The sequence below is a fragment of the Vreelandella sulfidaeris genome (genome assembly GCF_042429665.1).
Lineage (GTDB): Bacteria > Pseudomonadota > Gammaproteobacteria > Pseudomonadales > Halomonadaceae > Vreelandella.
On record NZ_JBHMAC010000010.1, the window covers coordinates 1,376,172 to 1,392,730 of the forward strand.

Annotated in this window: 14 protein-coding genes; 7 read left to right on the top strand and 7 right to left on the bottom strand. The window is 54.4% G+C overall.

The window, feature by feature from the left end:
- The first annotated feature begins 129 nt into the window (after positions 1 to 129).
- Both ACFFLD_RS11170 and ACFFLD_RS11175 read left to right on the top strand, forming a co-directional pair.
- Positions 130 to 1,437, top strand: a complete 1,308-nt coding sequence (locus ACFFLD_RS11170) for a DUF945 family protein (RefSeq protein WP_386040143.1) — start codon at positions 130 to 132, stop codon at positions 1,435 to 1,437.
- 257 nt (positions 1,438 to 1,694) lie between these two features.
- Entirely contained in the window at positions 1,695 to 2,405 is a 711-nt protein-coding gene (locus tag ACFFLD_RS11175) for a ZIP family metal transporter (protein WP_386040145.1), read from the top strand.
- Between the two features lie 127 nt (positions 2,406 to 2,532).
- Here ACFFLD_RS11175 and ACFFLD_RS11180 read toward each other — a convergent pair whose 3' ends face one another.
- Positions 2,533 to 3,234, bottom strand: coding sequence for an FMN-dependent NADH-azoreductase (locus tag ACFFLD_RS11180; RefSeq protein WP_386040147.1), 702 nt, complete (start codon positions 3,232 to 3,234; stop codon positions 2,533 to 2,535).
- Positions 3,235 to 3,353: 119 nt separating this feature from the next.
- Between ACFFLD_RS11180 and ACFFLD_RS11185 the strand changes: the two genes are divergently transcribed.
- Entirely contained in the window at positions 3,354 to 4,256 is a 903-nt protein-coding gene (locus ACFFLD_RS11185; protein ID WP_386040149.1) for a LysR substrate-binding domain-containing protein, read from the top strand.
- Positions 4,257 to 4,362: 106 nt separating this feature from the next.
- Here ACFFLD_RS11185 and ACFFLD_RS11190 read toward each other — a convergent pair whose 3' ends face one another.
- The gene (locus ACFFLD_RS11190) at positions 4,363 to 6,279 is read right to left on the bottom strand and encodes a DNA topoisomerase III (protein ID WP_386040151.1); all 1,917 of its coding nucleotides are present in this window, start codon (positions 6,277 to 6,279) and stop codon (positions 4,363 to 4,365) included.
- Positions 6,280 to 6,453: 174 nt separating this feature from the next.
- On the opposite strand from ACFFLD_RS11190, the gene ACFFLD_RS11195 reads away from it, so the two are divergent.
- The gene (locus ACFFLD_RS11195) at positions 6,454 to 7,692 is read left to right on the top strand and encodes an ABC1 kinase family protein (protein ID WP_386040153.1); all 1,239 of its coding nucleotides are present in this window, start codon (positions 6,454 to 6,456) and stop codon (positions 7,690 to 7,692) included.
- Between the two features lie 18 nt (positions 7,693 to 7,710).
- Here ACFFLD_RS11195 and ACFFLD_RS11200 read toward each other — a convergent pair whose 3' ends face one another.
- Positions 7,711 to 8,307, bottom strand: a complete 597-nt coding sequence (locus tag ACFFLD_RS11200) for a GNAT family N-acetyltransferase (protein WP_386040155.1) — start codon at positions 8,305 to 8,307, stop codon at positions 7,711 to 7,713.
- Positions 8,308 to 8,466: 159 nt separating this feature from the next.
- Between ACFFLD_RS11200 and ACFFLD_RS11205 the strand changes: the two genes are divergently transcribed.
- On the top strand, positions 8,467 to 10,290 hold the full coding sequence (locus tag ACFFLD_RS11205; protein ID WP_386040157.1) for an SEC-C metal-binding domain-containing protein: 1,824 nt from the start codon (positions 8,467 to 8,469) through the stop codon (positions 10,288 to 10,290).
- 154 nt (positions 10,291 to 10,444) lie between these two features.
- On the opposite strand, the gene ACFFLD_RS11210 is transcribed toward ACFFLD_RS11205, so the two are convergent.
- Positions 10,445 to 11,812, bottom strand: a complete 1,368-nt coding sequence (locus ACFFLD_RS11210) for an AmpG family muropeptide MFS transporter (protein ID WP_386040159.1) — start codon at positions 11,810 to 11,812, stop codon at positions 10,445 to 10,447.
- A gap of 97 nt (positions 11,813 to 11,909) precedes the next feature.
- Between ACFFLD_RS11210 and ACFFLD_RS11215 the strand changes: the two genes are divergently transcribed.
- Both ACFFLD_RS11215 and ccoM read left to right on the top strand, forming a co-directional pair.
- Positions 11,910 to 12,428, top strand: a complete 519-nt coding sequence (locus tag ACFFLD_RS11215; RefSeq protein WP_386040161.1) for an FKBP-type peptidyl-prolyl cis-trans isomerase — start codon at positions 11,910 to 11,912, stop codon at positions 12,426 to 12,428.
- Positions 12,429 to 12,563: 135 nt separating this feature from the next.
- Positions 12,564 to 12,686: a cytochrome c oxidase subunit CcoM gene (gene ccoM, locus ACFFLD_RS11220; protein WP_386040163.1), complete on the top strand. Its 123-nt coding sequence runs from the start codon at positions 12,564 to 12,566 to the stop codon at positions 12,684 to 12,686.
- 111 nt (positions 12,687 to 12,797) lie between these two features.
- Here the strand turns inward: ccoM and ACFFLD_RS11225 are convergent, their stop codons facing one another.
- The 3 genes from ACFFLD_RS11225 to ACFFLD_RS11235 are packed head-to-tail and all read right to left on the bottom strand — an operon-like array spanning position 12,798 to position 16,510.
- A complete protein-coding gene (locus ACFFLD_RS11225; RefSeq protein ID WP_386040165.1) occupies positions 12,798 to 13,226 on the bottom strand; it encodes a group I truncated hemoglobin in 429 nt (142 codons plus the stop codon).
- Between the two features lie 45 nt (positions 13,227 to 13,271).
- Complete coding sequence (locus ACFFLD_RS11230) at positions 13,272 to 14,144, bottom strand: DUF3034 family protein (protein ID WP_386040167.1); 873 nt, start codon at positions 14,142 to 14,144, stop codon at positions 13,272 to 13,274.
- A gap of 8 nt (positions 14,145 to 14,152) precedes the next feature.
- Complete coding sequence (locus tag ACFFLD_RS11235) at positions 14,153 to 16,510, bottom strand: putative bifunctional diguanylate cyclase/phosphodiesterase (RefSeq protein WP_386040169.1); 2,358 nt, start codon at positions 16,508 to 16,510, stop codon at positions 14,153 to 14,155.
- Between the last annotated feature and the right edge of the window lie 49 nt (positions 16,511 to 16,559).

A 16,559-nucleotide genomic window follows, 5' to 3' on the forward strand; every position in this document is an offset into this window, starting at 1 on the left:
ATAAAGCCGCTTTTATACTGCGCTCTCAACGATACATTTGAAGATTAGAAGCTCCTTATAGTGGTTTTAGTTGCGTTATACCGACCAAACAAAAGATAATTAAGAATCATTCAGTTCAAGAGAAACGATATGGCTGCCAAAGCTAAAACATTGGTTATTACCGCTGCAGGCGTGATTATTCTGGGCGCGGGCGGGTATGTAGGTGCTCAGGCGATGGTGGGTAATGAGGTAGAAAAATCGCTTAACCAACATTTTGCGCAGTTGGATAACTCGCTTTCCTGGTATGTGTCGGATATCAACATTGATAAGTCGTTGTTTACCACAACGGTGACAGCCACCGTCGGCATGGAAGGGGTGGATAATGCCAATGCCCAGGTAAACCTGCTGGTGGATCATGGCATCCTTAAAAGCCCCATTACCGGCACCATTCATCCCAATGAGCAGTTTCTACGCGGCGAGATCGATGTTGATCTGGTGGCCACTCGCAGCGACGTGACGGGGCAGCTAACGGCCAGTTCGTTAAGTGGTGCTGAGCTGGATGGTACGCTGCATGATCTGGTGCTAGACCTTGATCTTGAAAATCAGGACATTTGGCGAGTTGATGGTCAGGCTCGCGAAATCGTCTTCAATAACGAAGGTGATTCGGTTCGAATTGTATCGCCACGCTTTGAAAACCAGTCACTACAAGAATCCCGCTTGATTCAGCAGCACCTGGAAATACCCAGCGTCGAGATTTTGGCCCAGGGTGTCAGCGTTTATTTGAAAAGTGTTGAGCTCGAAGCCGAGTCTGAAGCCGTGGGCGATAGTCAGGTGTTGAATTCAGGCGGACATTTCAGTATTGCGGATATCGGTGCTGATGGCACCTCGATAGGCAGTCTCTCCTTTGATATGAGTGCCAACAACTGGGATATGCCGGCGTTTCAAGCCTTTCAGGAAGCCTATGCGCCTTTAACAGAGATGCGTCTAGCCCAGGAAGAGGGGGGCGTGCAAGGCGATGAGCAACAAGAGCGTCTCTTGCTTACCCAGGCGATTGAGAGTGGCTATGATTTTCTGATCGCCAGCCCCACCATTGCGTTCCAACCTCTAAAAGCCCATGTGGTGCTGCCAATGCTTGATGTGGACTTCAAGCCACGGTTAACGGCCGATATCCGCTTTGACGGTGAAGATCTTTCAAAAGAGGCGCTATATAGCGCGTGGTGGGACAACCGCCTAGCCCTGCCTGAGCAGCTAGACAGGCCGAACGCCATGAGCCAGGAGGAGGCGCAGACCTACCTTGCAAATCGCTTGAGCGTTGATGCCAGCGTAACGACACCGCCGCCGTTAATCCTGTCGCTTATTCCCATGCCGTTTTCCCTGCTGATCGATCCTGAGCAAAAGGAGCAACAGGTAAGCTGGCAAGAGGGGCGCTTAACCATCAACGGTGAGCAAGTAATGTAAGCACGCGCAGAAGCGCTTGGCATTATGACCAATGCCAAGCGCTGATCCGTGTTTGTTTTTCGGTGTTTATCGTGTCGCCTTTCATGTTGACGTATTAGCCTGTGAGGTAATAAAAGCGTTGTTGCCGATTGGTGCATCGACCATCACTGACACGATGGCATTGAGCATGCTATTGCTCATTATGAGCGACTCGTTCGAATATCGACATACAGCGTGATTGAACCAACCAGTGAGTGAGAGGGTAGTCTCAACATTCTATGGCGAATATTACTTATATCTTGTTTCTTTCACTGCTTGCCGGTGCCGCCATGCCGGTGGGTGCATTACTGGCAAGATTTGACCTTGTTCATCCCACGTTGTTAGGCCCTGCTTGGCGCCATTTTATAGTTGCTTTTGGTGGCGGTGCGCTTATATCGGCGGTTGCCTTGGTACTGGTGCCGGAAGGTAGCAATGTGCTACCTACACTACCGGCCGCGCTCTGTTTTGCTGCTGGCGGGGCGTTCTTTTATTGGCTGGATCGCTATTTAAATAAGCTTGATAGCTCCATGGGGCAGCTGGTCGCCATGCTCTCGGACTTTATCCCTGAGGCGATTGCTCTGGGGGCTGCCTTTGCCGTTGGGGGCGGGGCGGGCTTATTGCTGGCGCTTTTGATGGTGCTGCAAAATTTGCCCGAAGGATTCAATGCTTACGAAGAGCTAAGCAATAGCGCCAAGATGCGGCCTAATCACATCATTTTAGCCTTCAGCGGGCTTGCGTTGATTGGGCCTTTGTCAGCGGCAATAGGCTTTTACTTTTTATCCCAGTATGAACAGTTGTTGGGTGCATTAATGCTTTTCGCGAGCGCCGGTATTCTTTATCTGGTTTTCCAGGACATTGCGCCAAGCGCAAAGATCAGCAACCAGGGCATGCCGGCGCTGGGGGCAGTGGTAGGCTTTCTGCTCGGTTTGGTAGGTAATATGCTGATTTAGTCATACATACTATCTGGCGCTTTCGACTGCCGATTAAAATCTCTATGAGGTCAGGTGCGGTTGTTCAAATTTAAGGGGCGTCCGCACCTGACCATACCGTCGTTTACGTTAGAAAGCTCATTGTCAGCTACGCTGGTTCAAGGCTTGGCGTGGCAGTCAGCACCCTCTGCAGGTCGTCTACAAGCTGCTCGACTTTTCGCGTTGCCTCAGTAATCGACTTCGCCAGCACCTCTCCGCCCACTTCCTGACCTTCGATGGCAATGGTGTGAATGCGGTTAATCCCAATAAACGCTAGTGCAGTGGCTAGGTTTGGCTCTAGGTGATTCATATGCGCCATTGCTTCATCTGGGGCCATATTGACACCACCTCTAGCCGTGAGGAAAACCGCATGTCTTGGCCGATCAGTAAGTAGTGGCGCGTAAGGGTCGGTCGGGTTGCCCGCATCGATATCGACTGTTCGGCCTAGCCGCACCACTTGGTCGACCCAGGCCTTCAGCGAGGCTGGCATCCCAAAGTTATATAGCGGCGTTCCAATGACGACGACATCGGCGGCTACTAACTCATCCACCAATTGGTCGCTTTCCAACAGGGCATCCTTCATCCAGGCTTCTCGTTGCGCTTCAGGCTTAAAAGCAGAAGCAATCCAGTCGTGGCTAATAATAGTGGGCGGCTGTTGGCCTATGTCTCGATAGGTGACCTCGTCTTGCGGACGGCGTGCTTGCCATTGGCTGACAAATTGGTGGGTCAAGTGGCGGCTATGCGAACCGTGTAGGTCTTTGCCCGCAAGGCCAGGACGGGCGCTGGCATCGATATGTAGGATATGTGGCATGGTAGTCTCCTGTTCTGAGCTGAATTCATCTATGATTAACAACAGGATTAGCTTAGGCTGAGCCTATAAGCCGCAACAAGCGATCTTTTCTTGCCGTTATAGATGAGCATAATTCATTCATGAGCCAGCGCCGTTTACCCTCTCTATCGTCACTTCGCGCTTTTGAAGCGGCTGCCCGCCATGAAAGCGCCAAACAAGCGGCGCAGGAGTTATCCGTTACTGCCACCGCCATCAGTCATCAGATCAGGGGGCTTGAAGCGTCGCTGGGTGTTTCCCTGTTTATACGTAAACCTCGCCAATTAACGCTGACTTCTCAGGGGCGTGAACTGTTTCAGACCTTGAAAACGGCGTTTGATAGCATCAGCCATGTAGTCGATCAACTGAGTGCTGTACCTGTTCGACAGACTGTCACGCTTTCCACAACGCCAGCAGTGGCGATGCGATGGTTGCTGCCATGGGTATGCCTGTTGCGTGACTCCCATCCTGATATCGATCTGCGCGTTCATGCCTCTCATGAGCCGGTAGTGTTGGATGGGTTAACAGCCGATGTGGCCATTCGATATGGCGATGGCCGCTGGCCTGGGTTGGCAGCAGAGAAACTGTTTGATAACACTTTTATCCCGACCTGTAGCCCTAATCTTGGATTGCATGAGGTAACGCAGTTGCCTTTGCATCCGCTGATCCATTTCCGTAATCAAGGGGCTGTATCGGCACCACTCGATTGGGATGTTTGGCAGAAACGGGCAAAGGTCCCTGGGCTCGACGTCACGGCTGGTTTGGTATTTTCGGACGAAACACATGCCATTTCTGCTGCCATTGGTGAGCAGGGCGTTGCGCTGATGAGCCGCCAATTGATTAGGGATGAGCTGGAAGATGGGCGCCTGGTACAACCTTTTGGCCCTGAATTTGATGGCAAGCCATTCTTTTTGGTCTATCCGGAAAGTCGACAACAGGACCCGACGATTCTGGCTATTCGCGATTGGGTTCGGTCGATTCCGGGAGGCTTATGCACGCTCTCATAATGATGAATCACTATAATGTTTATACCGTTATCTTGCTTTAGCTAAATTACCAGCAATCCGTTTATTCCTGATCATTTGGATAAAAAGCGTAATCAACGAGCAGTTTTCAACTCGTCTTTTTTCTCGCGCCGGTACTTTTACGTTTTGTATAGCGCTTTCTTGGCTTGCCAGCGCGCTTCGCCGGGCCGCCAGCCTCGCCTTGGGCACTTTGCAGACTTTGCCGCAGCTTTCCCGCATCGCTTTGGCCAAGCAGGGCACGCAGGTCTTCAAGCAGTGCCTGCTGGAAAGCGCCGGGGTCATCGTGGCGTTCGGAAATGGCGCGCAAGCGCTGCTCCCATAACGCGGTGCGCTCGGGTGTACTCACGGCGCTGGGCAGGGCAGCGATCAGGGCGGTGCCAAGCTTGGTGGCGCGCAGCGCTTTTTGCTGGCGCACCAGATAACCGCGCTGCACCAGCGTTTCAATAATGCCGGCCCGGGTAGCCTCGGTGCCTAGTCCATCGGTGTCGCGCAATGTACGGCGTACGGCGGGGTCGTCCACGTAGCGGCCAATGTTCATCATCGCCTTGATGAGGCTAGCGTCCGTAAACGGCTCCGGTGGTCGGGTCTCTTTCTCCTCAACACCGGCGCCAAGTGCCTGACAGGTTTCACCTTCGGTAAGCGATGGCAGCGGCGGGGCCTCTTCCTTGGTGGTAAACAGCGGTTTCCAACCGGGGTCGAGAATGCTTTGGCCACGGGCGCGGAAGGCCTCGTTAAGCAGGATAAACTCGGCTTTGACTTCAAAGGTGCGCAGTGGCCGGTAGAACTGCGCCATCACGTTGCGCACCACCAGCCGAAATACGTGACCTTCGGTGTCGGAAAGCTGGCTGAAATCGGCAGGCTTGCCGGTGGGCGCAATAGCGTGGTGGGCGCCCACCTGTTTATCGTTCCAGGCTTTGGAGCGCAGGGTGAAATCCGCCCCCTTCAGCCACTGCTGTAGCGCTGAATCGTTTTGGCAGGCGCTAGCCAGGCTGCGCTGGGCTAACTGAAGATGCTCCTCGGGCAGGTAGCGGCAGTCCGAACGCGGGTAGGTAATCAGTTTGTGGCGCTCATAAAGTCGCTGGCAAATATCCAGTACCATTTGTGCAGAGAGACCATGACGGCGCGCAGCATCTACCTGAAGCGCAGAAAGCGAATAGGGGAGCGGCGGCGCCTGACGTTTTTCCTGTTGATCAAGCTTGCTCAGTTGCCCTGTCGCTCCAGGCAGTTGGGCCGCCAGCGCATCGGCGGGACTGCGGTCAATCAAGCGGCCTTGTTCATCCAGCGGTTCATGCTCTTTGGGTGCCCACCAGGCACGCAGTTGACCCTGAGTGACCTTCAGATCCACCCAAAGCGGGTAAAACGGGTGCGGCTTGAAATCACGGATGGCGTTGTCGCGGCGCACGATCAGGCCTAATACCGGCGTTTGCACGCGGCCAACGGAAAGCACGCCGTCGTGGCCTGCCTGGCGGCCGGTCAGCGTCCAGGCACGGGTCAAGTTAATGCCATACAGCCAGTCAGCGCGGGAGCGGGCCTGAGCTGCCTGAAAAAGCGGCTGGAACTCGGCATTGGATTGCAGCTTGGCGAGTGCTCGACTCACGGCAGGTTTATTAAGGTCACTGATCAGCAACCGCTGCACCGGGCCGCGGTACTTCATGTGCTCAATCACTTCCTGCACCAGCAACTGACCTTCGCGGTCCGGGTCACCAGCGTGCACTACATCCGTGGCTTGCTTGATCAACTTGCGAATCACCGCCAGTTGGCCGCGCGCTTTTGGGCGGGGCAGCAGTTTCCACTGCTGCGGCACAATGGGTAGCCGGTCGAGCCGCCACTGTTTGTCGGCGGGATCATAGGTTTCTGGCGGTGCCTGCTCCAATAAATGCCCCAGACACCAGGTGACCGTTGTATCACCGCACACGACGGCACCTTCTTGGCGCTTGCTTGTGCCAGGAAGTGCTTCTGCGATGGCTTGAGCAAGGCTGGGTTTTTCGGCAATTATCAGGCGCATAGCGGTGAAGCCTTCATCGAATCCGTTGATGACGTCTATGGTAGCAGACCCTAACTAGCTCTGGTTTACTTGAAGCGTGCTAGGTAGAGTGATGCGATAAATAGCTAATACTGCTAAGTTGTATAAATTATGTACAAATAGTTTGTATGAGCAGCATCTTAAGGGGCATAACCAATGCGTGAACGAGGCAGAACACGGCGTTTGATGGGGTTGGGCGCGCGTACCGGTGGGGCAATGTTGAAAACACGCCTGGGTGGTCAGGCGGATTGGCGGGCGCTTGGCGAAGCGCTGTTTGAAGGGCTTTCTGAGCTGAAAGGGCCGGCCATGAAGCTTGCGCAAGTGATGTCCCAGTGGGATGACTTACTGCCCCCTGACCTTGCTGAGGAACTTGCTCGTTTGCAGCGCCAGGCGGAGCCGATGCCTTGGCCACGCATCCGTGAAGCGCTGATTTTGCAGTATGGCGATATCGACCACTATTTCAGTCATATTGAGGAACGCCCGTTTGCCAGCGCCTCCATGGGGCAAGTGCACCGTGCGACCACTCATGAAGGCGAAGTGATTGTACTCAAGGTGCAGTACCCAGGCTTGGCCGACGTGCTTGAGAGCGATTTGGTGCAGGTACGGCGGATTATGCGCTTAGGCCGCTGGTTCAAGGTGCCTCAAGCACGGCTAGATGCACTCTTTGAGGAGCTTGCCGAAAGCCTTAGAGGGGAGTTGGACTATCATGCAGAAGCGCAGGCGCTCGCCCGCTACCGTGAGCGCTATCACGACAACCCACGTTTAGTGATCCCAGAGCCCCTGCCTAAACTTTCCGGCCAACATGTGCTGGCGATGCGCTACGTGGCAGGCACCCCAATGCGCGATTTGGCGGATGCCGATGATGCAACCCGGCAGAGCATCGCGCAGGCATTGGCGGATTGGATTACAGAAGAGCTATTTACCTACGGCGAGCTGCATGCCGACCCTCACGCTGGCAATTTTGCCGCTGATGCAGACGGTCGCTTGGTGATCTACGATCTGGGCGCGGTAATTGCGGTGCCCGATGCCCGATTAAAAGCCATGATGCAACTGCTTGATGCGACCTTGAAACACGATGCCATGGGGATGGATGAAGCCCTAATGCAAATGGGCGGTCGCCAGGGGCAGGGGGCGCCGCTAGCGCTTTATCGTGAGTCGGCGGAGTGTATTGCGCCGCTGTTTGAACCCGGTGAACAGGATTTCAGTGACGTGCGCGTACATCGCCGATTGCGCGAGCTGACCCCGAAAGTATGGGCCGCCATGGACCGGCTTCAGCCACCTGCCGACACGCTGTTGCTCTCCCGGGCATTGAACGGCCACTACTGGAATCTGGTCCGGTTGGGTGCCCGTTTGGATATGCATGAGCGCACCCGTCCTTTACTTGAGTGGGCTTAATCAAGCGGGACGAGTGAGTTAATCGGTGAGGGTTTTCAGCCAAAATACCATTGGCTTATCGCGTTCATCCGTTTCGCCAATGTCTCGCCAGGCGAACGTTGTGGTGAGCTCGCCGTGGCGTTGGTAGCCTTGGGCGTTCCAGAAAGCATGAAGCGGGCGGTAGCCAGCAGGTTTGTCAGGATGATCTGTTGGGCGCTCTACCGCACAGAAGGCCGCCAAATCAAACCCTTGCCGCCGAGCGTGGGCTTCACGCTCGGCTAGAAAGCGCTTGCCAACGCCGCTTCCGCGATACGCGTGAAGCAGCACGGATTCGCCATAGTAGAAAACACCCTCGGGCGGAATGCCATGAACCTCAAATGGGTGGCGAAACTCATCTACTTCGTCTTTCAATGGCTGACCGGTGGCTGCCCCCACCAGATTTTCTGCGTCGAAGGCCAGGACGAATAAACTATCTGGATTGTCTGCGTAGCGACTTAAATATTCTGCTTCGTAATTTAGTTCGCCATCGTAGAGGTAGGGAAAATCACGAAATACCCGAATGCGCAGACGGGCAAGGGCTGATAAATAGGGCGTTATCGCCTGGCCTTGGCAGAGGATAACGGTCAGTTGGCTCATTGCATTACTCCAGACGATTCAAACACTGCATGTTTTGCTCACGTCACCGAACTCTAGCAGCCTGTATGGTTGTCGCCAATCGTCTCTGCGTGAACCGTCGGGGGCATGCTAAACTATGGCGCTTTTTAAACACGCTTTTCAAAGACAGTGGAGACGGCAATGCTGGCGGTATGGGTCGATCAGCTGCTGGGATTTGCCTCCGGGGCACTCTCGGCAATCAGGCAACAAGAACACTATCCGGATTTCATGACCTGGGTGCGCGCTAAAGGCGCGGACGCCTTTCAGGGTGATGTCGTAATGGCGCAGGCGTTAGCGCCAGTACTATGGTCGCAAACCCCGCTGGAGCGGCTTGAGTTTGCCTGTGAGCCTCTCGCCACGCCGGGGCGTAACGAGCCGTGCTGGTGTGACTCCGGACGCAAATTCAAACAGTGCTGCTATAAGGTTGAATTTCCTACTGATATTCCCGATCAGATGATGTGGATGTTGTCGCTGCGTGAATGGAAAGGGGCCACCCTGAAAGCGGCGCTGGATAGCCAGCAGGCCCCGCCACAAGCACTACTCGAGGCTGGTTTGATCGCGGCTGAAGGCGGCCAGACAGGGCGTGCCATGCAGATTCTGGAGTCCCTCTTTGATGGCAGTGACTGGTCGCGTCTGCCCGACCAGGCTGAGCCGGCCTTTGAAATCCTGCTGGATATTTACCAAGAGCGTGGCTTTAACCGCAAGCGTGCCGACCTGCTTGACGATGTCATGGAGCGTGGGCCGCTGTTTTTACGTGGCGTGGCGCTTGAGCGCTTGTGCTTGATGCACCTGGACAATGATGACTTGGACAGCGCTCGTGGAGCCTTTGTGAAGGCCCAGCAGGCGCTGCCTGATTCGCCCACGCTTGCTTACATTGAAGCGATGCTCCTGCTGCATGAAGGTCACGAGCAGGAAGCGAAAGAGCGAGCTAACTTCTGGTATCGCCGCCTGGTTCGCCAGGGCGAGCTTGAGGAAGATCAACTGGAGTTTCTGGCGGCGTTGGCGGAGAACCCGGGCGCCACGCTTGCCGATCAGTTGCTCAGTGCAGAAGAGGACTTGGCGACGCCTCTGGTCGGCCTGCAAGCGCTGCTGGCGGCGTTGCCGATTGCACCAAAAATTGATATTCAGGCAGACGCAAGTAGTGAGCGGCTGCTTTATCACTCAAGCGCGCGTGAAGCGACGCTGTTTGCCGCCTGGCATGAGCAATTCCAGGTGCTGGTCGATGAAGACGTCGCGTTGGGTTTTCGTGATGATCCATGGGAAAACGCCATTGAGTGGATGTCTGCGCTTTGTGCCCACCCTGAGTGGCTTGATGCTCCCCAAGTCGTGCAAGATTTAACGCTGGCATTGACCAGCCGCTTTGGTAGCCTGCCCTGGATGGCGCCGAGCTTACTAGAGCCGCTGGCGCTGCGCCTGTCGCGTTGGCTGGCGCAAGCCCGGGCAGAAGGAGAGGGCAGCCTGTGCTGGGATGATGCCGATAATGCCATTCTGCTGCGTACCGGGTTGGCGCTAGTGGTTGGCATGGAGCGCGGCGCACGCCAGCACTCGCGTGAACTGGCCGAGGAGCTGCTGCTTATCGACCAGGAAGATAGTTTGGGGCTTCGCGAGTTGGTGCTAGATCAACTGCTGCGCGACGATCGCAACGAAGAAGCGCTCGCGCTGGCGGAAGATAACGATGACGATGATGGCTCATTAGTGCTTGGATTGCTGATGGGCAAAACATTGGCGCTTTACCGTTTAGAGCAACAAGACGCTGCCGAGTCAGCACTTGGCGAAGTGCTTGGGCATAACCGCTATGCGTTGGAGTTGATTTGTGCCGAGAATCCACGGCCTTCGATGCCCCATCCTGATGGGCAGGTTGACCCAGGCTCCAGGGCGGAAGCCTGGCAGTACCGCACCTTGATGCGTGATCAGTGGCGGACCACGCCAGGAGCTTTGGATTGGCTCGAAACACACCGCCATTAAGCCTTGATTAACTATTGCGCTTGCCCATACTGCGTTGAAATTAACCTCAAAATGCTCATTTACTACATGTAAACTGCGCTTTTTCGGTTAATTTCGCCTTGTCTGGCCTGCGCTCATTACGTTAATCAACGTCTTATGGATAGCGTTCTCTAGTTTAATTATTATTATAATTTGGCGTCGGCACTAGCTGTTTGTCTCGGCTTATCCAAATCGCTAACACAATGGCGGGTAGTCCTAGCAGGGTGGCGATAACAAAAAAGCTCGGGTAGCCCTGAGAGGTGACCACCAGCCCGCCAAAGCCGCTTAAGAATTTCCCCGGCAGCGTCATAAGCGACGAGAACAGCGCGTATTGTGTTGCGGTGTAGGCGCGTGAGGTAAGGCTTGATAGAAACGCGATAAATACTGCACTGGCCAAGCCATTCGCAAGGTTATCGCCGATGATGGTAATTACCAGCATAGGTAGGACGTTACCCACCACCGCTAATGCCGCAAACAATAGATTGGTGACCATGACCAGCCCCGCGCCAAAGATCAGCAACGGGCCGATACCGTAGCGTGCCACTAACAGCCCGCCTAATAAGCCTCCGGCAATGCTCATCGCGATGCCAAAAATATTGGTCACGTTAGCAATCGTTGCCAATGAAAAGCCCACGTCGATATAGAGTGGATTGGCCATGGAGGCCATCGCCAGATCGCTAATTCTAAACACCGCAATGAAGACCAGGATCCACAGCGCTTTCACTCCAAAGCGGTGGAAGAAATCGGTAAACGGGCAGACAAGCGCGCCAATACTCCAAGCACCTATGCGTCGAACTATCTTGGGTTTGCCTCGGCTAGCGCGAATAAACGCGCTTACTTTGGGCTCATGGATCAGTTGAATAGATAATGAGGCTCGCTGTGGCTCCGGGCGCAGAAGCACGGTAATCACACCAATGCTCATTAGCGCCGCCATGCTGAGATAGGCCGCATGCCAGGACGAGGAGGCGGCAATATAAAGCGCTCCGGCACCGGCGGCGAGCAGGCCACCGCGGTAACCAATGATATAGGTTGAGGACATAGCGGCTTGTACGTCGTCGTCTGCGGACTCAATTCGGTAAGCGTCTATCGCAATATCCTGCGTCGCCGAGCCAAACGCGACCAGCAGCGCACATAGCGCCACCCAGCCAAGATTGCCCACTGGGCTTACACTGGCAAGCCCCACCAGGCCAGCAGCAATCGTGGCCTGGGCTAACAGCATCCAGCCGCGGCGTTGGCCAAACGCGCGGGTAATGACAGGCAGCGCCAATCGATCTACCACCGGCGCCCAGAAAAACTTGATTGAGTAGAGCATGCCGATCCAGGCAAAAAAGCCGATCGCTGCGACTTCGACACCGTCGCTGCGTAACCAGGCTGATAGTGTTGAGAACACCAGCAGAAACGGGAGGCCGGCGGAAAACCCTAGAAACAACATGGTAATAACGGGGGCACGACCATAAATCGCCAGCGCAGCAAACCAACTGCGTTGGGGGGTGGGGCTCTGCATTAAGCGCTACTCCTGGAAAGACGTTGGCTTTAGCCAAGTGGTAAACTGCATCAATAGTTTACGATAAAGCCGACAGCTTACCGAAGAGGAGTTTTTCATGTCGATTACGGCGCATCAGGTAGTGACCTTGCACTATATTCTTAGCGACGTGCTCAATGATGGCAGCAAGCAGGTATTGGACGACTCCCAGGCGCGTAACAAGCCGCTAGAGTACTTACATGGCCACGACAATATCGTGTCAGGGCTGGAGAGTGCGTTAGCAGGACAAACAGTGGGCGCCGTGCTGAGCGTTCAGCTAATGCCCGCCGATGCCTACGGTGTACGCAATGAAGCTCTGGTGCAGGAAGTTAGCCGTGGCTCTTTTGGAAACGCTGATTTGGAACCCGGCAGCCGTTTTCAAACCGAGGGCGAAGCCGGACCGCAGATTGTCACGGTGCTTGACGTCAATGGCGACCGCGTCACCGTCGATACCAACCACCCTCTGGCCGGGCGCACGCTTAACTATCAGGTAACTATTCTGGACGTGCGCGACGCTACTCGTGCCGAGCTTGCCAAAGGCCATCCACTGCCGCCCGGTACCGAGCACAGCAAGGTAGAAGATCGCAAGGTGCTTTAGCTGCTAAAAAAACTGATCAGTATCAATTTCCGCTTTAACTGCCTTCTCCTGCCTCAGTTAACTTGATCTATATCAGCATTCCCCCGTCGTTGTGTAGCTAGTATGAATGCATACAACACGACGGGAGGGGTCGCTATGTATTGGGACAAAACAGTCATATTTGGGTTGGTTACCGTCGCGTTAATGATCGCTTTCATGGTGGGGTGGATAGGCTTTGTGGTTCGCGGTTACATGCGAAAAGAGACGCGCAAAAAGTAGCCTAGTCGCCCTCCAGTACCTTGTCAGGGGAGAAGGCTTGCCCATCAGTAAGCCTTCTGTTGCCAGCCCACTTTGGGCTGGCTTTTTTTGTTGTTGATACTGAATCAAGGATTATTGGAGACGCATCACATCGGCATACATCGGGGCGAGCCTGCCTAAAAGCTCATTGCGCACGCCTAGCGATATATCTTCAGCCTGCATCGCGGCGTCGAGGTGCTCCACCAAACGATTAAAATGAACGTCTGTTAGCCCCATGTGCTGGTGGGCACGCTCCATTGACGGGCCTTCGTATTGGCAGGGGCCGTCGCTGACCTCACACAACTTGCTGGCAAGCGATTCGGCAAAGAAATCGATATTAGTATTGGCAAAAAAACCTACCATGTCTTCATCATCGGCAATGCGGTACAGTAAATTTTCGACCACCGCATCAATCGTCGTTAACCCACCAAGCCGATCATATAAAGTCGTTTGATGATGGGCACACGCGGTCAACACAAGAGCTGCGCTAACCAGCAGCAAAGCCATAAAAAAGCGGCGCATGGGGTGTTCCTTATGAGTGGATCATGGGACATCACAAGTGGCTGTTTAAAAAGCCGCCTGAAGGGACAAATACCCGCCACGTTGGGACGGCAAACCAGCAATATCGCCTAAATCTAGCCATGCGCCGGTTAGTGATAGGTGCTTATTAAAAAAATAGGCTGAGTAAAGGCTTTGCCAGTCATCTTCTTTGGCGACGCTTAAGTTATCGGGTTTTTGACGATACTCCGCCCCAATGATCCATTGCGGGGTAATAAACACACCCACACTTCCCTCAGCGACCCACGAGCGACCACCTTGATCGCCGCCAAAACCGAGTAACCCCCCTTGGTTGGCGGCAGTATTGCGAAGCGTGGCGTTGAGCAGCACATTACGTCCGGCGATCGCACTGAATAACAGCTTGCTGGCACTGAGATAAACATCGGTGCTTTGGGTGTCGTGGGCACCCAGGGCGGTTGGAATACTGCCGTCAACCAGTTGCTTATGTTGCGCCCCTACACTCCAAATGCCCAACGGGTGATAGAGCACATCACCGAATAGACGTACTTTAGCGGCGTAAATATCCTGGCCCAATTCGCCACCCAGGGTTAACAGGTCAAGTGTTTGGCGGGCCACCGAGACTTCAAGGCGGTCATATAAGTTAAGACTGGCGCCTGTCACCGTTAACCTGTAGTCGTCAACCCAGGCGCGCGTTGTGGCGGCGGTTATGCCTACTTCCTGCTCGCTGGCGGTGCTTGAAAGCACCGCCCACGGCGAGAGTCCTCCTCCGGCGGCGCCTTCAATTGCGCTCACTGCTCCCGTCGCTAAAATACGGCTACCGGCAAAGGAGGGACTGGCAACAAGCGCTAAACCAAGAGCAAGCAAAGAGGCCACGAGGCAGCTGGAAAATGATCGGGATAGCGAATACGAGTGGAACGTCATAGCAATCTCTACAGGGTCTCTAAGGAAGATGACTCGGGATGAGGAAGCGAAATCGGCGTAAAGTTGTTCAGCCATTCGATGAGTTGGTCGTTCTGCATCGGCTTGGCTAGCCAGTAGCCCTGTAAATAGTCGCAGCCGAGCTTGCTCAGAAGCTCAGCACTGGCGCGATTTTCGACGCCCTCAGCAACTAGACGCAGGCCTAAACTATGCCCCATCTCGATAGTTGAGCGGACAATGGTTAAGTCGTCTTTTTCAGAATCGATGGCCAGCACAAAGGATTTATCAATCTTGAGTTCATCGACAGGCAGGCGTTTAATTTGCGCCAACGACGAGTAGCCAGTGCCGTAATCATCGATGGCAATGCTTAGCCCCAGACGATTGATTTCCATTAACGTGGTCATGGCAGCGTCTATATCCTGCATGACGGCACTTTCGGTAACTTCGATGCTCAGGTGCTCTGGGGAGAGTTGATAGCGTTCAAACAAACTTGCCAGGTGCCCCCCTAATTGAGAGTCCATGACATCACTGGCCGACAGATTAACCGCCACCGATAAAGCGTAACCTTGCTGCTGCCAAGCCTGAATCTGAGCACAAACATGAGTCAGCATCCATTGGCTCAGCATGCGCATGTTGCCCGAACGTTCAGCTAACACGATAAACTCATCTGGCGGTACAAAGCCGAGTGAGGGATGACTCCAACGCATCAAAGCTTCGCATTGGGTTACGACACCTGTGCGGGAATCGATTTTAGGTTGATACGCCATCCATAGCTCGCCATTACTGACGGCATTCTGTAGGTCACGAATCAAGGTCAGCTGCCGCAAGTGCTGTTCGTCCTGGCCTTCCATATAACGTTGGTGTGAGTGGCGGTGTCGACGCGCCATATCGAGCGCTATATCGGCACGGCGCAGCAGTAGTTGGGGGCTGTCTCCATGATCGGGGTAGTTGGTTTCCCCAGCAGACAGTGATGGCGTGACAGGTGATTGATCCAAATCAATGGGCTGGTGGAGCGTTGTGAAAAGACGCGTCCGCCAAGCAAAGTCGCTTCTTGACTGACTGATGAGAAGCAGTAACTCGTCCCCATCCAGGCGATAGGCATGGCTTTCGCAGTCATCTACCTGCTGTAAACGCTTGGCGAGCGTCACTAGCACGTGGTCCCCAAGCGTATAGCCAAAGGTGTCGTTAATATCGCGAAAGTTATTAATAGCAAGGCGCAGCAGGGTAAACGGCTCTCCACGTCGAATATAAAGATCAATATCCTCTTGAGCACTAACGCGGTTGGGCAGGTCGGTCAGTAGGTCATGACGGGACTGGTGATGAAGAGTGGCCTCACGTTCGGCAATGCCTTCCTGCATGGCCAACAGGGTGGTGGCCAACAGACCCGTTTCGCTCCGCTCGCTACCCATCGGTAACTCGGTAAAGCGTTCCCCCCGGCCAATCCGCTGTGCCGCTTTGGCCAGTACCATCAAAGGTTTACTCATGCTGCGCGCACTCCACGTAGCAAGTAATACCGTAAATAGCAGGATAAACGCGATAATGCCAAGTAGCTGCCACTGTAATGAACGATATGCGCCGAGCAGCTCGTTGCGGGAAAGTTGCAGTAGCACATACGCCTGATTGTCGGCATCCGAGTAGAGCTGGCTTGCATAAGAAAGGTACTCGGCGTCGGGTGACATTTCACTGTGTAAGCTGTATTCACCCTCTCTTAACTCGTCGCCGCCCTCGTTCATTAACTGCTCGGCTAACGACTCATCATGGGTACTGGCGAGATAGCTAATATCACCGCTATTACGGTAGTTGACCACGCTAATGTCCAGGCCGGTGAGAGCGTTGATCTCCTCGGTGAAACTCTCATTGATTAAAAATCCCATGCCGACCCACCCAATCAGATGGGGAGCACGAACGGGCAGCATGGCAATCTCATAAGGTTGGCCCTCGGCGATCACCACGCTGACTGCGGAGCCTTCCTGGCGGGCGCGCTCGAACAGTTGGGGAAAAGGCATCGAGCTATGTTTCGCGTGGTGACTGCTGGCTAAAATAGCGCCGTTAATATCGCTAAGTAACACGATATCGGCCTTGGCTCGGTCACCATGGTTGGCCAGTACAGAGTAGAGTGTATCGGTATCCTGAGAGGAAACCGCGCTTTTAAAACCGAAATCCCCAGCCAAAATGGCGACATTGTTGGTTAGCTGGTCACCGCGGGCTTCCAGCAGCTGGTTGAAGACGTTGGCGCCCACTTCTAAACGCTGCGAGCCTTTGGTGATCACGTCGTTTTGAGTTGCCCGTAGAAACGCCACTCCGGTGGCGATTTGCGAGACCATCACCACCGTGAGCATGACGAGCATCAGGCGCGTTCTAAAACGCATGGCAACCTCACTATAGCCGTTTTATACGGTTGTAACTTCAAGCCCCATG

Bases quoted from the DNA above. Each gene is read 5' to 3' on its own strand.
- ACFFLD_RS11170 (WP_386040143.1), top strand. From the start codon at position 130: ATGGCTGCCAAAGCTAAAACATTGGTTATTACCGCTGCAGGCGTGATT.
- ACFFLD_RS11175 (WP_386040145.1), top strand. From the start codon at position 1,695: ATGGCGAATATTACTTATATCTTGTTTCTTTCACTGCTTGCCGGTGCC.
- ACFFLD_RS11180 (WP_386040147.1), bottom strand. From the start codon at position 3,234: ATGCCACATATCCTACATATCGATGCCAGCGCCCGTCCTGGCCTTGCG.
- ACFFLD_RS11185 (WP_386040149.1), top strand. From the start codon at position 3,354: ATGAGCCAGCGCCGTTTACCCTCTCTATCGTCACTTCGCGCTTTTGAA.
- ACFFLD_RS11190 (WP_386040151.1), bottom strand. From the start codon at position 6,279: ATGCGCCTGATAATTGCCGAAAAACCCAGCCTTGCTCAAGCCATCGCA.
- ACFFLD_RS11195 (WP_386040153.1), top strand. From the start codon at position 6,454: ATGCGTGAACGAGGCAGAACACGGCGTTTGATGGGGTTGGGCGCGCGT.
- ACFFLD_RS11200 (WP_386040155.1), bottom strand. From the start codon at position 8,307: ATGAGCCAACTGACCGTTATCCTCTGCCAAGGCCAGGCGATAACGCCC.
- ACFFLD_RS11205 (WP_386040157.1), top strand. From the start codon at position 8,467: ATGCTGGCGGTATGGGTCGATCAGCTGCTGGGATTTGCCTCCGGGGCA.
- ACFFLD_RS11210 (WP_386040159.1), bottom strand. From the start codon at position 11,812: ATGCAGAGCCCCACCCCCCAACGCAGTTGGTTTGCTGCGCTGGCGATT.
- ACFFLD_RS11215 (WP_386040161.1), top strand. From the start codon at position 11,910: ATGTCGATTACGGCGCATCAGGTAGTGACCTTGCACTATATTCTTAGC.
- ccoM (WP_386040163.1), top strand. From the start codon at position 12,564: ATGTATTGGGACAAAACAGTCATATTTGGGTTGGTTACCGTCGCGTTA.
- ACFFLD_RS11225 (WP_386040165.1), bottom strand. From the start codon at position 13,226: ATGCGCCGCTTTTTTATGGCTTTGCTGCTGGTTAGCGCAGCTCTTGTG.
- ACFFLD_RS11230 (WP_386040167.1), bottom strand. From the start codon at position 14,144: ATGACGTTCCACTCGTATTCGCTATCCCGATCATTTTCCAGCTGCCTC.
- ACFFLD_RS11235 (WP_386040169.1), bottom strand. From the start codon at position 16,510: ATGCGTTTTAGAACGCGCCTGATGCTCGTCATGCTCACGGTGGTGATG.